At 49.2% G+C, this 16033-nt stretch carries 19 protein-coding genes; 9 read left to right on the top strand and 10 right to left on the bottom strand.

Going from position 1 to position 16033, the window contains the following annotated elements:
• The first annotated feature begins 89 nt into the window (after nucleotides 1-89).
• Nucleotides 90-1106, top strand: coding sequence for a DUF2806 domain-containing protein (locus BRW83_RS08310; RefSeq protein WP_145814939.1), 1017 nt, complete (start codon nucleotides 90-92; stop codon nucleotides 1104-1106).
• A gap of 87 nt (nucleotides 1107-1193) precedes the next feature.
• Here BRW83_RS08310 and BRW83_RS08305 read toward each other — a convergent pair whose 3' ends face one another.
• Entirely contained in the window at nucleotides 1194-2093 is a 900-nt protein-coding gene (locus BRW83_RS08305; protein WP_005880125.1) for a tetratricopeptide repeat protein, read from the bottom strand.
• A gap of 169 nt (nucleotides 2094-2262) precedes the next feature.
• Here BRW83_RS08305 and BRW83_RS08300 point away from each other — a divergent pair, with 169 nt between their 5' ends.
• Nucleotides 2263-2976: an FkbM family methyltransferase gene (locus tag BRW83_RS08300; RefSeq protein WP_005880126.1), complete on the top strand. Its 714-nt coding sequence runs from the start codon at nucleotides 2263-2265 to the stop codon at nucleotides 2974-2976.
• 102 nt (nucleotides 2977-3078) lie between these two features.
• On the opposite strand, the gene BRW83_RS08295 is transcribed toward BRW83_RS08300, so the two are convergent.
• Both BRW83_RS08295 and BRW83_RS11750 read right to left on the bottom strand, forming a co-directional pair.
• Nucleotides 3079-3504: an RrF2 family transcriptional regulator gene (locus BRW83_RS08295; RefSeq protein ID WP_036603626.1), complete on the bottom strand. Its 426-nt coding sequence runs from the start codon at nucleotides 3502-3504 to the stop codon at nucleotides 3079-3081.
• Between the two features lie 37 nt (nucleotides 3505-3541).
• The gene (locus tag BRW83_RS11750) at nucleotides 3542-3736 is read right to left on the bottom strand and encodes a hypothetical protein (protein WP_157661016.1); all 195 of its coding nucleotides are present in this window, start codon (nucleotides 3734-3736) and stop codon (nucleotides 3542-3544) included.
• Between the two features lie 580 nt (nucleotides 3737-4316).
• Between BRW83_RS11750 and BRW83_RS08285 the strand changes: the two genes are divergently transcribed.
• A complete protein-coding gene (locus tag BRW83_RS08285) occupies nucleotides 4317-5846 on the top strand; it encodes a serine hydrolase (RefSeq protein WP_005880129.1) in 1530 nt (509 codons plus the stop codon).
• Between the two features lie 403 nt (nucleotides 5847-6249).
• Here BRW83_RS08285 and BRW83_RS08280 read toward each other — a convergent pair whose 3' ends face one another.
• A complete protein-coding gene (locus BRW83_RS08280) occupies nucleotides 6250-6369 on the bottom strand; it encodes a CcdB family protein (protein ID WP_391561035.1) in 120 nt (39 codons plus the stop codon).
• Between BRW83_RS08280 and BRW83_RS11745 the strand changes: the two genes are divergently transcribed.
• The gene (locus BRW83_RS11745) at nucleotides 6353-6502 is read left to right on the top strand and encodes a hypothetical protein (RefSeq protein ID WP_155811806.1); all 150 of its coding nucleotides are present in this window, start codon (nucleotides 6353-6355) and stop codon (nucleotides 6500-6502) included. The genes BRW83_RS08280 and BRW83_RS11745 overlap by 17 nt on opposite strands.
• Before the next feature lie 51 nt (nucleotides 6503-6553).
• Here BRW83_RS11745 and BRW83_RS08275 read toward each other — a convergent pair whose 3' ends face one another.
• Both BRW83_RS08275 and BRW83_RS08270 read right to left on the bottom strand, forming a co-directional pair.
• Nucleotides 6554-6799, bottom strand: a complete 246-nt coding sequence (locus BRW83_RS08275; protein ID WP_036602725.1) for a type II toxin-antitoxin system CcdA family antitoxin — start codon at nucleotides 6797-6799, stop codon at nucleotides 6554-6556.
• Between the two features lie 111 nt (nucleotides 6800-6910).
• On the bottom strand, nucleotides 6911-8101 hold the full coding sequence (locus tag BRW83_RS08270) for an iron-containing alcohol dehydrogenase (RefSeq protein WP_005880133.1): 1191 nt from the start codon (nucleotides 8099-8101) through the stop codon (nucleotides 6911-6913).
• A gap of 104 nt (nucleotides 8102-8205) precedes the next feature.
• Here BRW83_RS08270 and BRW83_RS08265 point away from each other — a divergent pair, with 104 nt between their 5' ends.
• Nucleotides 8206-8418 carry a hypothetical protein gene (locus BRW83_RS08265; RefSeq protein WP_036602728.1) on the top strand — a complete coding sequence of 71 codons (213 nt, stop codon included), beginning with the start codon at nucleotides 8206-8208 and terminating at the stop codon, nucleotides 8416-8418.
• A 144-nt stretch (nucleotides 8419-8562) separates the two neighbouring features.
• Here BRW83_RS08265 and rhuM read toward each other — a convergent pair whose 3' ends face one another.
• On the bottom strand, nucleotides 8563-9864 hold the full coding sequence (gene rhuM, locus BRW83_RS08260) for a RhuM family protein (protein WP_231284467.1): 1302 nt from the start codon (nucleotides 9862-9864) through the stop codon (nucleotides 8563-8565).
• Between the two features lie 313 nt (nucleotides 9865-10177).
• Entirely contained in the window at nucleotides 10178-11533 is a 1356-nt protein-coding gene (locus BRW83_RS08255; RefSeq protein ID WP_196793295.1) for a deoxyguanosinetriphosphate triphosphohydrolase, read from the bottom strand.
• A 516-nt stretch (nucleotides 11534-12049) separates the two neighbouring features.
• On the opposite strand from BRW83_RS08255, the gene BRW83_RS08250 reads away from it, so the two are divergent.
• Nucleotides 12050-13024 (top strand): Abi family protein, encoded by a 975-nt coding sequence (locus BRW83_RS08250; RefSeq protein WP_081442187.1) that lies wholly within the window; start codon nucleotides 12050-12052, stop codon nucleotides 13022-13024.
• Nucleotides 13025-13215: 191 nt separating this feature from the next.
• Here BRW83_RS08250 and BRW83_RS08245 read toward each other — a convergent pair whose 3' ends face one another.
• The gene (locus BRW83_RS08245; protein WP_005880140.1) at nucleotides 13216-13923 is read right to left on the bottom strand and encodes an SAM-dependent methyltransferase; all 708 of its coding nucleotides are present in this window, start codon (nucleotides 13921-13923) and stop codon (nucleotides 13216-13218) included.
• Between the two features lie 124 nt (nucleotides 13924-14047).
• Complete coding sequence (locus BRW83_RS08240) at nucleotides 14048-14320, bottom strand: CD3324 family protein (protein ID WP_005880142.1); 273 nt, start codon at nucleotides 14318-14320, stop codon at nucleotides 14048-14050.
• A gap of 435 nt (nucleotides 14321-14755) precedes the next feature.
• On the opposite strand from BRW83_RS08240, the gene BRW83_RS08235 reads away from it, so the two are divergent.
• The 3 genes from BRW83_RS08235 to BRW83_RS08225 are packed head-to-tail and all read left to right on the top strand — an operon-like array spanning nucleotide 14756 to nucleotide 16001.
• A complete protein-coding gene (locus tag BRW83_RS08235) occupies nucleotides 14756-15409 on the top strand; it encodes an AzlC family ABC transporter permease (protein WP_231284536.1) in 654 nt (217 codons plus the stop codon).
• The gene (locus BRW83_RS08230; RefSeq protein ID WP_005880146.1) at nucleotides 15406-15702 is read left to right on the top strand and encodes an AzlD family protein; all 297 of its coding nucleotides are present in this window, start codon (nucleotides 15406-15408) and stop codon (nucleotides 15700-15702) included. Before BRW83_RS08235 ends, BRW83_RS08230 begins: the two co-directional genes overlap by 4 nt.
• Nucleotides 15703-15731: 29 nt before the next feature.
• Nucleotides 15732-16001, top strand: coding sequence for a hypothetical protein (locus tag BRW83_RS08225; RefSeq protein WP_145814941.1), 270 nt, complete (start codon nucleotides 15732-15734; stop codon nucleotides 15999-16001).
• The last annotated feature ends 32 nt before the right edge of the window (nucleotides 16002-16033 follow it).

Genomic DNA, 16033 nt, shown 5'->3' with positions numbered 1-16033 from the left:
GAGGTTTTTTTCTTTCAGGTAATTTTATGGATAAAAGCGGGTTGTAAAAAGTGTAATATTGATGAGTGTACAAAATAAATCCTTCTAAATTGAGCGATTCAATTCTTCCTGTTCAGGCAAAGGTCGACATAAAAGCCGATGTGACCGAGGCCAGCACGATAATATCCAAAGGGACTGTTTCCGGGCTGTCAAGATTGTTCAATCTTGTTTTTGGAAAGCGGGAAGCGGATATTGAAAGATATAAAGTTTTATCCCGAGCGAAAACGTTCAGGGAGGCTTGCGAGGTATATCAGGAAGCCAGACATTTGTTGCCTGCCTCATCCCCCCGGAACGGAAGTCACAAGGAAAATGGCGATCTTGACCTCATGCGTCCGATGATGGAGGAGAGTGAAAAAAACCTGCTGGCCAGTTTGGGGATTGCATACGAGAGAATTCAGTCTGAACCGGATATACCTGAATATTCAGAAAATGAAATTCCTTCGCAAACCTTATTCAATCGCTGGAGACATGAAGCCCAGTTTATTAGTGAGAAGGAGTTGCAGCAGCTTTGGGGAAATATTCTGGCTGAAGAAATAATCAGGCCAGGATCTATTAGCTTAAGGACGCTTGATGTACTGAAGAATGTGTCAATGGCTGAAGCTGAAATTTTTTCTGAACTCTGTGATTATGTCATTGATGACCAATATTTCTTGAGCGTATGGAAGTTTGATAATAAATTTGATGGTAAAAAGAAAGAATATGATATTAATAATATATCTGTTCTTGGGGAGTTGGGATTTATTTCAAATTTTGAAATGGCAACGACCGGGACGTTATCTCTTAATAACGAGATAGATTTAATATGTCAACAACACGAATTGAAATACGGTGAATATTTTTTATCCTTTATTATAGAAAAGAGTCATGATTTACCCGTCGGGAAACTAACTACGGTCGGCAAGGATTTATATAAAATTTCAAAAAATGTGACTTTAGATAAAGCGATCAATTTTTCTAAATTGCTATTCAGGTATATTGATCTAATAATTAATGATGAAGTCACTATATTTAAAATGGATGCGTCAAATAAGTTTGTTAAAGTTACTGTAGTTGGGAGGCCGGATTAATTAAAAAATTTTGATTATTCTTGAAAGAGAAAAATGTATAAAAAAGCACCCGAAAGGGTGCTTTTTTCTTCTGAAACGAATGCCGGATTATTTCGGTGCGCCGGGGGTGCCGTAGTGGATGCGGTGGAGCAGTTCCTGTGCATCGACGTCGCCACGGATGGCGGCTTTTTCCAGCCATTTGACGGCTTTGGCCTTGTCCTTGTCAACGCCCTGGCCACGGTAGTACATGTTGCCGAGGAAGGTCGCTGCGTCGGTATTGCCGGCTTCGGCGCCTTTGGTCAGCAGTTCTTCCGCTTTTTTGTAGTCCTGTTTGACGAATTTGCCCTGGATGTACATGATGCCGAGTACGGTCTGGGCCAGCGGTTCGTTCTGATCGGCTGCCTTTGTCAGGAGTTCAACGGCCTTTTTCGGGTTCTTGTTGTTGTCGTCGCCTTCAAGGTACATGAGGCCGAGGAAGGACTGTGCGTCTTTTTCGCCCTGTGCAGATGCTTTTTCAAGCCACATTTTGGCGGTTCCGAAGTTTTGTTCAACGCCCATTCCCTTGTAATACATAACGCCAACCAAAGTCTGGGCCGGGCCGTAGTTCTGGTTGGCGGCTTTTTCAAACCACTGGGCGGCTTTGGTGTAGTCGGGAGCGACGCCAAGGCCTTCGCTGTAGGCGATGCCGAGGTAGGTTTGCGCTTTGGCATTGCCGGCATTGGCGGCTTTTTCAAACCATGGAATGGTTTTTGCGTAATCTTTTTTGACGCCGAGGCCTTCACGGTACATGTTGCCAACGTAGAGCTGGGCGGTCACGTCGCCTTCTTCAGCGGCTTTTTTCAGGAGCGGGAAAGCATCCTGATAGTGTTTCGTTTCATAGAGCGCCATGCCTTTGGCGGCGTCTTGCGGACTTGCGAAAACCAGTCCGGCAGGTGCGATCAGGATGACCAGAATCAGCAGGGTGGCGTATTTGCTGAACCAGCTTTGCGTCTGTTTTTTTTCTTGCATGGTTTTGCCTCTGTAAAAATTGCAGAAAGGGACTTCGCCGTTAACTCTATGATGATATCAGGATGCGGACGCAACGGAAAGTCATAAAATTAAATGGATATGCTCAAATAATCTGGATTTTTCTTGTTGTTAATATAATATTTAATAAATTAATTCAGGGGCTATCACAATGGGACTGACAGGGAATATCAAACGCGCATTCAGTATATGGAAGTATCAGAAAGAATTCGGTTTGAAACTCAGAAAAAAAACGTCTGACAGAACGGTTTTTTATAACGTGATTGTCAAGGAACAGTACAAGGACTTGTTGGTCGACAATCCGGTCAATATCATTGATGCAGGCGCCAATATCGGATGCACTTCTGTTTATTTTGCCCGTCTTTATCCGGATGCACGTATCATCGCCATCGAACCCGATCAGGATAATTTCGACACCATGCTCGAAAACATTCGTCCGTATCCCAATATCATTCCGGTCAAGGCAGGTCTGTGGGGCAGGAAATCCGGCGCAAATACTTTCCTGAAAGTTGAAGACAATGGCTGGGGCAACTGGGGCAGGCAAACGTTTGAATGTTCAGAGCCGGACGGGGGCGATCAGGGTAATGTCGTCAGGGCCATTACGATCGATGACATTATGGGCCAGTTCGGCATGACGGGTATCGATATCCTCAAGATCGATATTGAAGGGGCCGAAAAGGATGTATTCGAAGGCGACGTGGATTCATGGTTGCCCAAAACAAGAATGCTGGGGGTTGAACTTCATGACCGTATGCGTGAAGGTTGTGCCTGCGCTTTCTTTTCCGCAGTCGCGCGTCATCCCTTTTTCAAGGTATCCATCAATGATGATGATTTGATTCTGGAAAATCTCCGTCTGGAAAAATAATTCTTTCCCTGAAAACCGGTTTGCAACGGATGAGGCGTGCCGGGAGTGTTCTGTCGATGGATAATCGCAGCCCGCTTTCAGCTATGGGAGCCAATCGGGTATTCAGTTTGTCTTGTTTCTGCAAAAATCGGTCAGATCACAAAGAGTCTGGCCGGATTTTGTGCCGATGAACTCTGATTCCTGCATCCCTTCCCAGAACAGAACATTTGCACAGACCCGGTGGCGGGTACACTTTTCCGGTTCGATTTCAGAGCAGGCCGTGCAGGCGAATTTACCATCGGTGGCTCTCAGGATTTCCGGTATGGGTATTTGTGCAGCATCACGATTCAGGCGGTAGTGATACAAATGTCCGGTGTTTGTCTCGATCAGTCCTGCGGCTGTCAAGGCCCGGGCGACGGCGCGAAGGCTCGCAATGGAGATGCCCTGCCGGGTTGAAATCGAATTGATGGAGATATATTCATCCTTGTCCTGCAATGCCAGATCGACCATCAGTTTCAGGGCGTAACGTTCCTTGGTCGCGATTCTCATGGCTTTTCTCCCCATACACCTGTTTCATCGCCCCGTTTCATAACGGGCTGGTTTGCAGGGAGAAGGTGAGGGAAAAACAGCGAATCAGCGTTGAGCGTTGAGCGTTGAGCGTTGAGCGTTGAGCGTTGAGCGTTGAGCGTTGAGCGTTGAGCGTTGAGCGTTGAGCGTTGAGCGTTGAGCGTTGAGCGTTGAGCGTTGAGCGTTGAGCGTTGAGCGTTGAGCGTTGAGCCATTTTTATTTTCCTCTTTATATTATAGCATATTTCCGGAAAAAATTGTCAATATATCAACATTATTTGATGTTTTAATTATAGTATGGATGAGTCTGGTTTACGTATGGAAATTTTATGGCTGGCTTTTATTTATGTGTAAAAGTGATTGAAACGTTGTTATTTTGATTTCCCTGATGATGTTTTTCGATGCGCACGGGCTTTTTGCCGGCCGAAGTGCTATCGCCCTGTATGATTTTGTCATTCCGGTCAAAAATGACGACTCATTCAGTCCATGTTCAGGGTATCTGCTCTGGCTTCGTTTCAAGACGGGGCTTTTTTTTTGTGGCTTTTGTGGCATCAAACGATTTTGACGATGACATGTTTCGACCGTTTATATGTTTTTACCTGAAAAAAAGGGAATTCGGGCGAACTTCCTTGTCACAGGACTGACAAATTCAGAATAGAGTATTTTCCTGCGGCGTTATTTATATATCGTTTTTACAAACCGGCTGTTCTTGCCGGTATGCGTAATGCCCGGGGATGATAGGGCGGCATGCCAATATCGCATTGTCGGGCTTAATTTACCGGAAGGGGCGGAAAAATGAATATTTTGACTTTACCGAACGAAGGACGCGGCAGTTTCAGGGTGGAATATCAGGGTATTCCGATTGACCGGATGATTGTCGATTTTATGGAGAAGGAATCGATTCCCGGTATGACGCTGGCGATTGTCCAGGCGCCTTATATTCCAAGGATTGTGGGATATGGTGTGTCGAATGCACAAACGGGACAGCTGGCGTCGGCCAAAACGATCTGGCCTGCCGCCCAGATTTCACAGGCTTTCAATGCCGTTGCGGTGATGCAGCTTTTTGAGCGTGGACGTCTCAAGCTGGAGTCTCCTGTGTCGCAGTGGCTGGACAGCTTGCCGCAGGCATGGCGTGCGATTACCGTGTTTGAGCTGCTTCAGCATGCGTCCGGGATTGCCGATTACCGTGACAGTGCCGGTTTCGATCCGCAGAAAATGTATGAACCGGCGGAGCTCGTGAAGATGGTTGCCAAAACGCCTCTGGCTTTTGAACCGGGGACGGACGTGAAACTCTCTGCGACGAATTTTCTGCTGCTGGCACAAATCGTCGAAAAGGCTGCCGGACAGTCTTATCACGATTTCGTGACGGAAAACCAGATCCGGTATCTGGGGTTGCGGCGAACGATGTTCAGGGAGGATTTTCCGAAGCTGGACAATGAAAAAATCACTCCGGAGAATACGCGGCACAGTCTGTTTACGAAGGAGGGACGGTTTATCGATCCGGCAGAACCGGCGGCGGGTACACGCCTGATTCCGGACGGCCTGGTGGCGACTTCTCCTTTTCTTTCCGGTACGTTGAAAGGGTTTGCGGATATCTGGGCCTCTGCGGAAGATATCAGTACCTGGGATATCGCTCTGGCCGGGAGCATTCTGATTGAAAAACCGGAAAACCGGGCTCTGATTTACAAGCCGACGGTGTTGGCGAGCGGGAAAGTCGTTCCGGCCATGGCGGGATGGCAGTTCCAGCATCACAGGGGACTGATGGATATCAAGGGGACGGTTCCGGGCTATTCGGCATTTCTGTCCCGTTTTACCGATCCAAACGAGCTGGTTTGCGTGACGTTGATGTGTAACCGGGAAGGGGTGGATTTGTCGAATCTGGCGCGGCGTATTGCATCGGCTTTCGGGAAGAAGCTGGCGTCCGGTGTCGATGACGAGCTGTTTTATACACAGGAAAGCGTTTTCGATGTAGCGGAATCGGTTTTGCGCTTGCGCGGGGCATTGAAGAAAATGGGAATTCCGGTTTTCGCGACGTTCGATCATGGGAAAAATGCTGAAGAGGCCGGTATGTCGATGGCACCGGCGGTGGTGACGGTGTTCGGCTCGCCGTCTGTCGGGACGAAATTGATGCAGGCCAATCCGGCGATTTGTCTGGAATTGCCCCTTAAAATCGCGGTCTGGGAAGATGCGGAGGGCAGCGTTTGGGTGACGGCGCCCAGACTTGACCTGGTTGCCGGGCGATATCAGATGCAATCGCATCCGATTATTCCCGATATGCAGAAATTGCTTGAAAAACTGGTTGGTATCGCCGCCAATTTGTATTGATACCGCTATGACGGTCGCCTTTCCTTTACTGTTCTGCGGTAAAGGGGAGCTGGCTTGTCATGGCAGAACGGTGTCCTGTTTTTTGCGTTGCCTGTGCATGCGAAAAATTTCTTTTCCCGTTTGTCGCTGACTTGCTGGCAAGCTGGCATTACTGCGCGGAATTTGTCCTGCAAGGTGAGTTCGTCTGTGGGATGCTTTTATCGGGCATTGACGGTTGATTTCGCCTGCGGGAGCCACACTGTCGTGGTTTTACCGTTTTTTTACTCCCGTGATTTTCATGAGACGTGTTTTTTGAAGGGGTGACAGTCCGGCTAATGACTGGCAGCCTGTATTTTGAATGAACGGGTGTTGTCTGATTCAGGTTTTCTGTTACAAAAGTATGCCGGAAAAACTGGCTTATCCGTCAGAATCCGTGAAACAGAAGATCGAGTGCGGCAGAAACGTCGTCCTGCCGGAAATGGGCATTCGATACTTCATTTTTGAGCGTACTGGCCGGGAAAGCGGCCATGTATTGCGTCACCATGACATACGGTTCGCCACCGATTTCAAGGAGAGGGTTGAGACTGTTTGCCGGTTTCGGGGCTTGGGGGCAGCATTGGCAGAATGACCATTCCGGTGTCCATCAGGGAGAACCGGCCGGACTGGACATTGACTAACTAACCGTTTCAGTGGGGATTGGAGACAAAGGCGGGATCGTTAAGGGGTCATTAAAACATTCTGTATTTTTCCGGCGGCAACCCGTGCTTTTCCACATATGCATTGGAACTTTCAATCGCTTTTTCGTTTTCTTTCTGCCAGATGGCGGCGCGTTTTTCAGCAATGGCTTTCATGATGCCAGTTTCGGCTTCCCGGGAAAGCCTGATTTTCATTTCGCGTGATTTATTCAAAGATTGTTTCTCCAGCTCAGGTTGCCTGTTTTTCGAAGGCGGTGAGGATGAACGGGATGTTTCCATAACAGGCCTTCTTTTTTAGTGCCTTGATCTGCCATGTATGCGCATAAAAACGATATTTTTTTATGCGCATACATGTTTGGGATGCCAGTTTCCCGACCCGATTTGGGGTAATTACAAGTCGTTATAAGGTTCCCGACAGGCGAGTTTGTAGATTTTTTCGCAGTCGTTGCGGTCGAGTTTGACGAAGGAGCCGATGGTGCTGTTGCCGATCTGGAGCTGGTCGAGCAGTTCGGGGATGTCGTCTTCTCTTGCACGGATACCGGCAAAACTCGTCGGCATGCCGACCATTTTCAGAAAGGCCCTGAATGCGCGGATGCCGTAGCGGGCAGTGATGTCGGGATGCTGGTAGTCCATGTCACAGCCCCAGACGCGCACGGCAATCTGGGCAAAGCGGTTGACGTCGTGATCCATGACGTATTCCATCCATGCCGGGAAGACGACGGCCAGCGTCGCGCCGTGCGGTGCGTCATAGCGGGCGGAGAGCTCGTGCGCCAGTGCATGGGTCGCCCAGTCCTGTTCGCGCCCGATGCCGCAAATGTCGTTGTGGGCCATGGTTCCTGCCAGCATGAGGTTGGCGCGGCGGTCGTAGTCTTCGGGATCTTTCAGGGCAAGGGGCAGTTCGTTCTTGACGGTCAACAGGATGGATTCACACAGCCGGTCGGTCAGTTCGACGCCTTTGGTATTGGTGAAGTAGCGTTCCAGCACGTGCGACATGATGTCGGTTGCACCACCAGCCGTCGGCAATGGCGGCAGGGAAAAGGTGAGTTCAGGGTTCAGGATGGACAGCACCGGTCTGATCCGGTCGCTGGAGTAGGGGCGCTTGAACATGCCGTCTTCACGGGTAATGACAGTGACAGGCGAGGATTCGCTACCCGAGGCGGCAATGGTCAGGATGGTGCCGACGGGCAGGGCGGAGGAAGGGAAGGCCTTCCCTTCGAAAAAGTCCCAGAAGTCGCCCTTGTACGGGACACCCAGCGCGATGGCCTTGGCGGAATCGATGACGCTGCCGCCGCCGACGGCGAGGATAAAGTCCACTTCTTCCTTGCGGCACAGTTCGATGCCTTCATGTACCAGTCCGCTTCGGGGATTCGGGCGCACGCCACCGAGGGAAACCGCAGTGATGCCTGCCCGCTCCAGTGAGGAGGTGACACGGTAGATCAGGCCGGACTTGACGGCGGAAGCGCTGCCGTAGTGGACGAGCACTTTTTTGCAGCCGAGCCTGCGGACACGGTCGCCGACATGGTTTTCCTCGCCTTTGCCGAAGAAGAGGCGGGTGGGGTTGAAGTAGGTGAAGTTGTCCATGTGTTTTTTCTCCTTTTTGTCTCTATGGTACAGGTGAGTGGCGAGTTTTTGAAGCCGGGCTTTTGATATTGGGAAAGTTGTTGTTTAAATAGGGAGATTTTCCGATGAAAAAAGACGTTTTCCGTGTCAGGTTTTTCTTTCCCGAAGCCATGCCAGACAGGTGGGAGGTTTTGACGCCAATTTTCAATGCTGCTTCTGCTGGAGGAAAAGGGGATGGCACGCTACGGGTGAACGGTGTATTTTTGGCTGTTAGCCGGTCTTTAAAAGAAATTGTCCCGTTTTACTGCCCCTTCGCTATGGAGGGGCTTTTTTTATGATGAAACAGTGTGATGAAACGCTCGGTTTTCCGTCTTGTCCGAAAATCCGGATGGCCTGTTCTGGTTGAGGTGACGCTGTTGAAGTCATCTGTTTGCCGAATGGCAAACGGAATTGGTGCACAAGATGGTAAAAACAAAATGGAGCTAAGCTTTCTTTTTGGGAAGTCGCCCTCTTGTTTTTATTTCATCGGCAAGCTTGTCAAAGTCGGAGAGGAATTCCCTATCCTGAATAATCCGGTATTTTTCAAATTCGGCAAGCGCGTGCCTGTCGGCAAGCTCACGTCTTTTTTTTCCGTAATCATTAAGTATCTGATATTCATTGAAACTCAGGAATCCATCCAGTCTTTGTGCCCAGTCCTTCATTGTCATCGGGATGCGCCTTCTGGCAAATCCCTCTGCCCAGTCCAGGTACATACTGACAAGCCTCTCGAGTTCCCTGATTTCTTCTTCTGTAAGATAGTTTTTTCCGATGGTGACGTCCAGTTTTGTGATTTTTCCGCCTGTTTTTTCGTTTTTATAGCTGGTCAGTCCCATTTTCGGTTTTGTCGCATCGGCACGAATCATTTTGAGTTCTGCAGCGGTATGTCCGTGGATGGCGTAATGAAGCTTGTCTTGTATATGAGCGTAAAATTCTTTCGTTATCGGGGATTCCGGGTCGTAATCAATACTGCATTCCCTGTATATATCCGTTACGCGTTGATAAAACCGGCGTTCTGAAGCACGGATTTCCCGGATGCGTTCGAGTAATTCATCAAAATAATCCTTGCCAAAAAGTGTGCTTCCCTGTTTCAGTCTCTCATCGTCCAGGGTAAATCCCTTGATCAGGTATTCCCTGAGTACGGACGTGGCCCAACGCCGGAATTGAGTCGCCTTGTATGAACTGACACGATATCCCACGGATATGATGGCATCCAGACTATAAAATTTTGTATTGTAATTTTTTCCGTCATCAGCAGTTATCCGGTAATTCCGGATAACTGCTGATTCATCCAACTCTCTGGTTTTAAATATGTTTTGAAGATGTTCGTTAATGGTTCGAACATCTACATCAAAAATTTCCGCCATGCCTTTTTGTGAGGCCCATACCGTTTCATCCCTGACGAATACCTGAACTTTGATGTTTCCATCTTCCGATGCATAAAATAAAAATTGTTCCGCACCTTCATGAAGGCTTGCGGAAGGCGCAACATGATATTGACCCGGCTGGCCTGATTGTTCGTTGATGAGAGGTGTACCTGATGATTTGTCAGCAAGATCGACGGCCAGCAAATCGACTGCTGAAATATCAATGCCTTTTTTTTGTGCAATTGATAGCATTTCCTGATGCCATTTTCCGGGAATCTTATTGTTTTTGACCCAGTACGCAACGGCACTTTGCCTGATTCCCAGCAAACCAGCCAATGCAGTTTGACCCCCGTACATACTGACCAGTTGTTTTATTTTCATGAGCGTCAATCAAATATTGAAATTGATAATACGGAATTTTAATCAAAATATTTGATGATTTCAATGTGAAATTGATAATGGTGTTGAATAAATGGTTTTAATGAGGTATTTAAAGCAAGCTACATAAAGAGGATAGGCAAGAGAGTGAGAGTATGAAACCGGTTTTCAGAAGGAAATTGATGATTCCGATTGAATAAGGGATGACCGGAATTGGAAAGACAAGAAAAATGCCGGAAAAATGTCAAAATTTTCCGGCGTGTTGATTGTCGGTGTCACATTCTTTATGGCGGCAATTTGAATTTTTAAGACATGATCAGTTTTCCGTGGTGCCGAGCAGTTGTCTGGAGAGGAAGGTGGCTTTGGTGTCGGTCATGCCGGTGATGAAGTCCATGACGCGGATGTAGGCGGTATAGAGGTCGTCTTCTTCTCTGGGAGCACAAACACCCATGAGGGTGATGGCCTGTTGTTCACGGTAGCTGATTTCCTTGCCGGTTTTCAGCTGGTGGACAGCCGGGATGAAGGTGTCCAGCAGACGCTTGTAGAGGGTGTACGAACCGATCTCCAGAGCGATTTTCGAATGGTTTTTCAGAATCACGTTGAAAAAGTGGTCTTTCGCGCGGGTCATGTATTCATTGACGTCTTCTTCGGCGCAGTCGATGAGGGATTTGACCGGTTCGCCGTCAAGGAGGGCATCATAGTTGTTTTTGAAGGCGGTGAAGATGGCGTCGATCATGAAGGCGATGAGTTTGGCGCGGATGAGCCCTGCACGCCTGCGGTCGGAATCCATCGATTCAAGCCTTTTTTCGTTGATCCGCAGTTTCGGGTAAACGGGTGCCAACACGTCTTTTATGTCTTGCAGGCTGATGATGTTCAGTTCCAGTGCGTCTTCCATGTCGATGATGCGGTAGCAGATGTCGTCTGCCGCTTCGGTAAGATACGACAGGGGATGGCGCCGGTAATGGCCGTGTTTCAGGCCCAAAGCGGTAAAGACGGTGTCGAAGGTCTGTTTTTCGGACTGGTAAAAATTGAATTTGGTCGAGGCTTCGCCGATGGCGTCATACGCCGAGCGCGGGTATTTGACGAGGGAGGCCAGTGTCGGATAGGTCAGCCGGAGGCCGCCGTTGTCCTTGTAGTTTTCGATGGCGGTAACGACCCGGAAGCCCTGTGCATTGCCGTCGAATGTCTTGAAGTCGGCTTTTTGCCGTTCGGTGAGGCCTTTTAAGAAGGCTTCGTTGTTTTCGGCGTTCTTGAACCAGTCCTGAAGGGCGGATTCGCCGCCATGCCCGAACGGGGGATTGCCGATGTCGTGGGCGAGGCAGGCGGCCTGTACGATTTCTCCGATATTTTCCGGGCTGATGGATTCCGGCAGTTCGCCGCGTTCTTCCAGAAAGAAGCCGACCATGATGCCGAGCGAGCGGCCTGCACTGGAGACTTCGAGCGAGTGCATTTGCCGGTTATGGACGTGGTCGTTGGCCGAGAAGGGGTGTACCTGTGTTTTGCGCGCGAGTGTCCTGAATGAATTGGAAAAGAGGATGCGGTCGTAGTCGGCAAGGTAGGGGCTGCGCGCCCGGTCAAAATGGACTTTCGCAGGATCGGTCATGCCGTGGCGGATGGGGGCGAGCAGTTTTGCCCATTGTTCTTTTTTTGTCCGGGTCATGTTTTCGCTCATGTGTTTGTCTTTCTGGACGGTATTCGTTTCCGGAAAGGGCAATTTCTCCATCGTAAATGACAGTAACCATGCCCCATGCCGTTTTCATTTCAGCACAAATGTATTGCCGGTATATGAAAAAATTGCTCTTTTCGCAAACGAATGGTTACGGATTCGTTATCAGACCAGTATATCGGGGCGTTTTTGGTTAAACAATATCCATTCTTACTCAGAAATGTTAAAACATAACAGAAGAGGGACTGCCACAGAAACTTATCTGGACGGTTTTTCCATTGACTGGTTTATTATGGAGGTCAGCACTACGATTGTATGAAAAATTGACTGAAAAAATTCTTTTCTTTGAGTAATATTTTGTTTGTCATATATCACGAGGTGTTTCCACAGATTTTTGAATTCTTGTCCCGCGCGCGCGTTGCTTGTATAATCTTAAACATACCGCCCCTCCCACTTAGCCTATGTAGTCTGTTGACATGATAGTGATAGTGTAAATTGGAGGGGGTTTTCTTATCTGCCTGTATGAAACAGATCCCTTTTGTAAAACCCTTTATGCCTGTTGAACATCAGGCAAAATTGTTACGCTTGCGTGGTCTGCAGGGACCAGAAGAAACGATTGTTTCACGTTTGATTTCGGTTGGCTATTATCGTTTAAGTGCCTATTGGTTTCCGTTTCGGGAAGTAGAACCTGATGGAAGTCGTAACGACAGAATAAGAAGCGGCACAACGATTGACCAGGTATGGAATTACTATCTTTTTGACAGAAAATTACGTCTGCTTTTTCTTGATGCCATTGAACGTATTGAAGTCGCATTGCGTAGCCGTGTCGCTCATTATTACTCTGCAAAATTTGGCCCGTTTGGTTATATAAACTACATCAAAAGTTCTTCGCTGAAACAAGATCAGATTACGCATTTCGTTACTAAAAACAAATTGCGGGGAAGCACAGATTTTCGTTGCAAGCAATTTGATTTCGTCCAGCATTTTATTGATACCTATTCCGATGACCATCTTCCTGTCTGGATGGCGGTTCATACTATGGAATTGGGGATGATCGTCAATATTTTATTCAGTGCTGCTCCATCTGATATTAAAAAGGCTGTTGCGAGCGATTTGGGATTGGATCAATCCGTTTCATTAAATTGGCTTCAATGCATTCTTTCTCTCAGAAATTCCTGCGCACATCATGCCAGAGTGTGGAATAAAAACTGGCTTGATAAATCTGTTCGCGCTCCGTCTAGTAAAGAGTGGTTTTTTACTTATGAGCCCAACCTTAATAAATGGATAAATCAAAAAAAACGTATTGTCCCTTCCTTTGTTCTTAACAGAACGGCTGCTTTTTTAATGATTTGCCGAATACTCATGAAAAAAATCGCTCCCCAATCAAAATGGCACAAACGTATTGAAGACTTGGTGCTTAATGAATTTAGCGGAAAAATCCATTTTAAAAGTATGGGACTGCCAGAAAACTGGCAAAAACATCCTTTTTGGATTTAAGTTAAATAATATCCCGTGTTTTGGTATATGTTTGTCCGCCGTCGGGAATGGCAGGCTTTTCTTTTGGCGCAGCTTTTTGACGAATGCTTCGTTACGGTTTTTCTGTTTTGCCAAAAGCAAAAAATCAGTATGCGGACTATTCTGAATATCGGCAAGGTTTTACCATGAGCAATGTCATCAACCCGTTGTGCTTATATTTTTTGCCCGACGATCTGGATCAGGTTGAAATAGTTTCCGGCGCCTGCTTCCATGATGGGAATCATTTTTTCCTGCGCCATCGGGCATTCCATGAATTCATCCCACGCCTTCTGGCAGCAGTCCATCTCGCGTAGCGAGGTGATTTTGATGCCGGGTTCTTTTTCCCAAAGGGCTTTCCACCAGTTGCACGAGTGAAAATACCAGTCAGGAGCCCAGAAGGGTTCGACTTCTTTCGGCAAATTGTCTTCGTCGTAGTTGCCGATGAATCCGGGGACGACCACCGCGATGACGCCTCCTTTTTTCACGAACGGCAACAGTCTCGTCAGCATGGTTTCGTTGCCGCCGAAGTACTGGTATGCGTCCACGCTGACGATCATGTCGAAATAGTCATGGGCAAACGGGATGTCTTTCGTGGCGTCGACCCAGAGGGGGATGATGGTCGTATCCAGCCCGGCTCTGGCGAAACGACCTGCGTTTTCAGTAGGGGATATCCACAAGTCGGCGGCAAAGACGGTCGTGCCATGTTTTTCGGCGAGCAGGATGGACGATATCCCTTTGCCGCATCCGAGGTCGAGAATGCGCATGCCGGGAGTGATGGGAAGCTCTCCTGCCAGTTCTTCGGTAATGCGCATGGCGTTTGGGCCCATCATGGTATCGATCAAAAATTGCCGGTCGTAGCCGTCGGTAAATGGGGTTTTCATTTTGTCTTGTTTCCTCTTGTTTTAACGGGAAACAGTGTAGGGCGACGCAAGGGCGAAGGCATCCTCCTTTTCGTTTGGGAAAAGAAAAAGCGCCGGGGTTTCGCCCGGCGCTTCGTTCGTTTTCTCAGCCGTTTTTCGCGGCGCTGATGATTTTGTATATCGTTTTGACAGACCGGAAATACTGTCGGGCCAGCTCGGTGACAGTTGAACCGTCACGGTATTGTGCGATGATGTCGCGGTTTCTGGCGCGGATGGTTTCCCGGGTTTGTGTTTTGGCACCCCATGAAAGTTTATTGGCTTCCTTTTTCGGGATGTAAAGGGTTTCTCCCTCGATATACTCCTGTATGGCGCACAGCAGCTGATGCGGCAGTGCGTCCTGTGCTTTTTTATAGCCCATTATGCTCCTCCTGTTGATGGTCAGGGTTGGGGCAAGGGCTATTGCAGGCCGGTTTGTGTCCTTATGCAATATCCCTTGCGGTGCATAAACGGACAATATCCTGTTGGTTTGACATCCAGTACCTTTTGGTCAGGTTGATAAAAGAAGTTTCAGCGGCAATCGTATGTCGCAATCGGGTGGATGTCAAACCGGGCCATTAACAGGTGCTTACCGGATGGCGTTGCCCGACGGATTGTCAAATGGGCGCAAATGTGGCTAGAATGAAATCTTTTTCACCGGTTCCGGCAGTGACCGACAGGGAACCGGTTAACATTGCGTAAGCTTATGTCTCTTGAAACCATTCCCGGTCAGGCCGCACACCCTGCGGCTGACGAACCGGAACCCGGCTTATCCGGCTGGGGAGAAGTGAAAAGGGGGATTATCGCCTCCATCCCGATGATGATCGGCTTTATTCCGTTCGGGCTTGTGCTGGGCGCACAGGCGCAGCAGAAAGGGTTTCCGGTGCTTGGGGTACCCATGCTGACGGGATTCAGTTTTGCCGGGGGTGCCGAATACGCCGTAATGGAATTGTGGACATGGCCGCCGCATATTTTCCTGATCGTGGCCGTGACCTTGCTGGTCAACAGCCGCCATATCCTGATGAGTGCCGTTCTGGCGCCGCTGTTGAACCATCTTCCCAAACGGAAGGTCTTGCCTGCCCTGTTTTTCATGTGTGACGAGAGCTGGGCGATTGCGCTCTCGGATGCCGCCCGCAAACGGGAAGACGGAAAAGCCACCGGATTTTCTTTCCCGTTTTATATCGGCGCCGCGCTGGCGCTGTATGTCACATGGGTGTCGTTCACGACGCTCGGGGCGGTGGTTGGGCCTCTGATCGGCGACGTGAAGGATTTCGGCTTCGACATGGCGTTTCCGGCCGTGTTCTTTGTGCTCCTGAAGGGCATGTGGAAAAACGTCCGCTCGTCGCTGCCCTGGGCGGTCAGCCTTGTGGTGGCGCTCTTGACATACCTTTACATCCCGGGCGCATGGTACGTTCCCGCCGGGGCGGCCGCAGGCGTGATCGCGGCGCTGATCCTGTCGGAGGTCTCATGATCGATACGGCATTCGTGATCACCATTGCGCTGATGTGTGGCGTGACTTACCTGACGCGCATTGTGGGGTATCTGGCTCTGCGGAACCGGACGCTGTCGCCGCGGCTGCGGGTTATTCTCGAAGCCGTTCCGGGCTGCGTGCTGATTTCCGTCATCGCCCCGTATTTCGCCTCGACCGATCCGGTCGATCTGGCCGCGCTGGGCATTACGCTGGTCGCGTCAATCAAGTTGCGTTTCCTTCCCGCCATCGTGATCAGCATCGCCTCAGCTGCCCTGTTGCGGCAGTTTTTCTGAATTTTTGGTAAAAGGGTTTTTGGCGGGGTTTGTGCCCGTTTGCCGGGTTCATTGGCGTCAGGCAAATCCCCTTCAACTGCCTTGTCACTGACGTGTCCGGCAGCGTTTTGGGTTGCGCCCAGAAGCGCCTGTTTGGCGACAGCGGCCGCCATATCGGTGGCGGTTCTGACGGTGCCATTGGTGATCTGGTTGGTGAGGCGTTTGCCGACTTCGCCCGCGATGCCGCCACCGGAGGCAAGGCTTCCGGCGGCCGTGATGGCGCCTGCGCCAAGGGCTTTCAATACTCTTTGTCCAAATGACTGGCCTTCGCTTTTGTTCAGGCTGTCACCAA

It is taken from the genome of Oxalobacter formigenes (genome assembly GCF_002127965.1).
Taxonomy (GTDB): domain Bacteria; phylum Pseudomonadota; class Gammaproteobacteria; order Burkholderiales; family Burkholderiaceae_D; genus Oxalobacter; species Oxalobacter formigenes.
The sequence above is the reverse complement of the archived record's forward strand: the minus strand, read 5'-3'. Positions and strand labels throughout refer to the sequence as shown.

Coding starts and splice junctions, on each gene's coding strand:
- BRW83_RS08230 (WP_005880146.1), top strand. CDS start 15,406: ATGATCGATACGGCATTCGTGATCACCATTGCGCTGATGTGTGGCGTG.
- BRW83_RS11745 (WP_155811806.1), top strand. CDS start 6,353: ATGTATTGCGTCACCATGACATACGGTTCGCCACCGATTTCAAGGAGA.
- BRW83_RS08265 (WP_036602728.1), top strand. CDS start 8,206: ATGAAAAAAGACGTTTTCCGTGTCAGGTTTTTCTTTCCCGAAGCCATG.
- BRW83_RS08270 (WP_005880133.1), bottom strand. CDS start 8,101: ATGGACAACTTCACCTACTTCAACCCCACCCGCCTCTTCTTCGGCAAA.
- BRW83_RS08250 (WP_081442187.1), top strand. CDS start 12,050: ATGAAACAGATCCCTTTTGTAAAACCCTTTATGCCTGTTGAACATCAG.
- rhuM (WP_231284467.1), bottom strand. CDS start 9,864: ATGAAAATAAAACAACTGGTCAGTATGTACGGGGGTCAAACTGCATTG.
- BRW83_RS08280 (WP_391561035.1), bottom strand. CDS start 6,369: ATGGTGACGCAATACATGGCCGCTTTCCCGGCCAGTACGCTCAAAAAT.
- BRW83_RS08285 (WP_005880129.1), top strand. CDS start 4,317: ATGAATATTTTGACTTTACCGAACGAAGGACGCGGCAGTTTCAGGGTG.
- BRW83_RS08275 (WP_036602725.1), bottom strand. CDS start 6,799: ATGGAAACATCCCGTTCATCCTCACCGCCTTCGAAAAACAGGCAACCT.
- BRW83_RS11750 (WP_157661016.1), bottom strand. CDS start 3,736: ATGGCTCAACGCTCAACGCTCAACGCTCAACGCTCAACGCTCAACGCT.
- BRW83_RS08245 (WP_005880140.1), bottom strand. CDS start 13,923: ATGAAAACCCCATTTACCGACGGCTACGACCGGCAATTTTTGATCGAT.
- BRW83_RS08235 (WP_231284536.1), top strand. CDS start 14,756: ATGATGATCGGCTTTATTCCGTTCGGGCTTGTGCTGGGCGCACAGGCG.
- BRW83_RS08255 (WP_196793295.1), bottom strand. CDS start 11,533: ATGAGCGAAAACATGACCCGGACAAAAAAAGAACAATGGGCAAAACTG.
- BRW83_RS08300 (WP_005880126.1), top strand. CDS start 2,263: ATGGGACTGACAGGGAATATCAAACGCGCATTCAGTATATGGAAGTAT.
- BRW83_RS08240 (WP_005880142.1), bottom strand. CDS start 14,320: ATGGGCTATAAAAAAGCACAGGACGCACTGCCGCATCAGCTGCTGTGC.
- BRW83_RS08295 (WP_036603626.1), bottom strand. CDS start 3,504: ATGAGAATCGCGACCAAGGAACGTTACGCCCTGAAACTGATGGTCGAT.
- BRW83_RS08305 (WP_005880125.1), bottom strand. CDS start 2,093: ATGCAAGAAAAAAAACAGACGCAAAGCTGGTTCAGCAAATACGCCACC.